The organism is Moorena sp. SIO4A5, assembly GCF_010672005.1.
Classification (GTDB): domain Bacteria; phylum Cyanobacteriota; class Cyanobacteriia; order Cyanobacteriales; family Coleofasciculaceae; genus Moorena.
Genome location: NZ_JAAHHZ010000543.1, coordinates 1 through 3304, shown reverse-complemented (window position 1 = coordinate 3304; position 3304 = coordinate 1). Strand labels below are relative to the sequence as shown.

Here is a 3304-nt window from a genome sequence, read left to right as displayed (position 1 = left end):
ATGAAGCTTCCTCCACCTGGCTATCGCCGTTCGCGTAGCGTGGCGATAGCCAGGTGGAGGTGTCTTATGCTAATTTAGAGCTACCCCTAGCCCATAAATCACATAGACAAGCCCAGCTTCTAGGCGATCGTCCAGAGCTTTTGCTGGAACGACCCTCGTTGTCATTTCTGCGAACGAGCTTAAGTACACCTCTAGCACCGATGTTGTAAGCGCCGTTTAGGTCGGCATTGAAACGCTTAGCTGAGGGGAAGGTTGCTAGGGCATAATTTCTTGAGTTGCGTCTAACCGTACCAGAACCATCATAGGCAAGCTTCGAGGTGTAAGCTGCCACAACCTCTATTACTTTGCCACCTAATTCAGCCCATTTCATTTCTTGAAGTTACCGTAAGAGTAGTGCAGCCAAAGCAAGTTGGTAGGCTATGCATCAAAGGTGACAGGTGTTGTTGTAAGGCTGCACTACTCTAAGGTTTCGTCTCCGTAAAATCGCGAATTTTTGCCTTAAGCCATCCATGAAATCTTTGTCGAAGGTTAGACCGTTTCCGGCCTCCCTTTGGCTTCCGGAGACGAAACCTTAGAATAGTGGAGCCTTAATTAATAATCTTTAACCCTTTTATGCATAACCTGCCAACTGTAAAGGCTCCACTATTCTTACGGTAACTTCAAACCATGCTTTGAGGTTCTCAAACACGATCGCCTCAGAGTTAAACTTTTCAGCAATCTCAACAATTCGTTTTGAAACAATGTGGCCAATTTGGTTGTTGATTCTTTGGCATTTTTGATAGGTCTTAGAACAAAAACCTTTATGTAATTTTCCACCCTTTCCCATCGTTTTAGATGCCCGTACGGATACGGATTTTAGTCGTTTGTCCCGACGGTCTATGTCTCTTCTCGGGTGGATAAAATTAAACTAAGCCGGTGAGTCGCCTCACCGACTCGTCTTCAAAACCGTACGTGACACTTTCGCATCATACGGCTCCTCATCATAGGAACCATTGTCATTGGTACCTCTAAAATGGTTTCTCATCTAATTTTGAAGAATTGATTTTGATTCCATGTTTTATGTCGTGACAGTGGAGGTGTAATAATTCTAGATTTTTATCTAGGTCATTTCCCCCTAATGCGCGCGGTAGAATATGATGTTTTTCCAGTAAATCTCCGTTCCTGAAGGTAAGTCCACAATGAGCACATTTCCCTTTTTGCCTTTTCAAAAGCCTTCCCTTTTGACTGGTCATTTCAGGATGTTTTCTCATTCTGGTGTTCCAATAAATAAGGTCACCATCATAGGGGCTACGGGTCTCTTCAACTTTTACATGTCTTACAATTTTTGTTTCGGCATGTTTTGGAAGATTTTCCTTATTAGTTGAAAATGTCCAGTTATCGACCTTGGGGGCTTCCCAGGGTTTTTTATTCTTTTCTATTTTGGTTTTCCAGTATTTATTGTATACCCAGGTTCTTGATTTTTTTGGATGTCTCCTATATCCCCATCTTCGTAGTTTATTCCAAAGCATATATCCTACTGTCGAGAATGTTTCTTTACTACAGACTCCTCTGTAATAGTTACACCATCCGCGTATAATAGGTTTTAGGTGGCTTATTAATGCCTCCTGTGGGGCAGCTCTATGTCTGTGTATGACTTCTGAGAGCTGTCCATAATGCTTTTGAATTGCTTCTTTGGATGGCTTGATGATGGTTTTAAAGCCTTGTTTAGAATGGTTTTTACCTACTTTGTATTGACGGATATTGAACCCTAAAAAGTCGAATCCGTCAAATGTGTGGACTATTTTGGTTTTACTTGGCTTTAATTCCAATCCCATGTCTTTTAACCATGAATTGATGATTTCCTTGCAATCTTCTACCACGTTTTGGTTTTTATGCATGATGACAAAATCATCTGCGTATCGGACTAATTTTAGCGCTCTTTTATTATCCCGTTTACATCCAGGCATTGATTCAGCGTATTGTTTAATCTCTTTTTCCATTCCGTGGAGGGCTATATTCGCGCTTTAGTGGAGAAATGACTCCGCCTTGAGGGGTACCCTCATCTGTAGAAGAGAATGTTCCATTATCCATCACACCGGATTTTAGCCAGGACTTTATTAAGCGTCTCATGGATGGATAGGTATTTAGTTTATTTAGGAGTGCATCGTGGTTAATTTTATCGAAGCATTTGGCAATATCCGCATCAAGTACCCATTTGGGCATTTTATTGGTTGCCGTGAATATTGCTTCAATAGCATCATGACATGAGCGTCCTGGTCTGAACCCGTAAGAGTTGGGTTCAAATTTAGCTTCCCATTCAGGTTCTATAGCCTGTTTGGTAAGTGCCTGTAGAGCGCGGTCATACATGATTGGTATACCCAAAGGCCGTTTTTCTTTCCGTCCAGGTTTGGGAATCCATACTCTTCTGGTTGGTTGAGCCTTTTTAGAGATTTTTAGGCTGGCTACTAAGGTGAGACGTTGCCTATTATTTAAGGCTTTTATCCCATCTATTCCGGCAGTCTTTTTGCCCTTATTCTCTTGGGTAACCCTTCTAACCGCAATCATTTTAGCTGACCAGGATTTCATCAGAGTCTTTTGGAGCTTTCTTACTACGCGAACGTCACCACGTTGAGAGGCTCGATATATACGTTTTTGTAACTTAAACAGAGTCATTTCTAGCTTTCGCCAATTGACCTTGTTCCATTCCGACTGTGGGGCGAACCCCCTAGTTTTAGACATATTAATCACTATTTACATCTATATCTTTTCCTATAACGTGAGTCTGTTGGCATATCCTGGGCATTACCCCAGGCATTAGCTTCTGACTCAATCTTGCCACCATATGACTTGCGGCTAACTACCTACTCAGAATGTTCGACCTTTCTGAGAGTACATATGGCGGTTATCTCGTTCCTGACAACCATTCTGTGGACTTTTAGGGTAGTACTTTTTCACCGGGAACATGTGGGAAATCTTCGCAAGACGGGAAAACCTTGCAAACCGTATTCCATTGACGTTTGTCTGTAGTGAGTCAGCCTATTTCACTACGTAATCCTTACGATGATTCAGACGTACTTTCCTTGCGTACCCATGAGTCCTTTGCCTGTTACTAACACCACATTAGGTTAGCAGTGCTTCACTATTTGACCCTTGCATCAATCCATGAGTTTGTTATGTTCATGAATCAGGGTAAGGCTGTCACTCGGATTTCACGAGGGGAGGATTTACACCTCCATGGTTGCCAAGTTATCATGGTTCGGGTGAACCAAGCAGCTAGTCCCCCCGACCTTTGCAGGTAAGGTTTATAGCTAACGAGTCGCACTTC

Annotated in this window: 3 protein-coding genes and 2 pseudogenes; all 5 read right to left on the bottom strand. The window is 42.5% G+C overall.

The annotated features are described in order from the left end of the window. Window positions 1-64: 64 nt before the first annotated feature. Complete coding sequence (locus F6K57_RS40690) at window positions 65-370, bottom strand: transposase (protein ID WP_293063359.1); 306 nt, start codon at window positions 368-370, stop codon at window positions 65-67. A gap of 97 nt (window positions 371-467) precedes the next feature. Then, window positions 468-557 (bottom strand): annotated as a pseudogene (locus F6K57_RS40685) (IS200/IS605 family accessory protein TnpB-related protein); the annotation flags it as partial. 53 nt (window positions 558-610) lie between these two features. Beyond that, a pseudogene (locus F6K57_RS40680) lies at window positions 611-901 on the bottom strand (hypothetical protein); the annotation flags it as partial. A gap of 106 nt (window positions 902-1007) precedes the next feature. Then, complete coding sequence (locus F6K57_RS42340) at window positions 1008-1979, bottom strand: group II intron maturase-specific domain-containing protein (RefSeq protein ID WP_364306202.1); 972 nt, start codon at window positions 1977-1979, stop codon at window positions 1008-1010. Next, window positions 1963-2718, bottom strand: a complete 756-nt coding sequence (locus F6K57_RS42335; protein WP_364306199.1) for a reverse transcriptase N-terminal domain-containing protein — start codon at window positions 2716-2718, stop codon at window positions 1963-1965. Before F6K57_RS42335 ends, F6K57_RS42340 begins: the two co-directional genes overlap by 17 nt. Window positions 2719-3304: the final 586 nt, after the last annotated feature.

What these genes read in the sequence shown, in the direction of transcription:
- F6K57_RS40690 (WP_293063359.1), bottom strand. Translation starts at nt 370, where the DNA reads ATGAAATGGGCTGAATTAGGTGGCAAAGTAATAGAGGTTGTGGCAGCT.
- F6K57_RS42340 (WP_364306202.1), bottom strand. Translation starts at nt 1,979, where the DNA reads ATGGAAAAAGAGATTAAACAATACGCTGAATCAATGCCTGGATGTAAA.
- F6K57_RS42335 (WP_364306199.1), bottom strand. Translation starts at nt 2,718, where the DNA reads ATGTCTAAAACTAGGGGGTTCGCCCCACAGTCGGAATGGAACAAGGTC.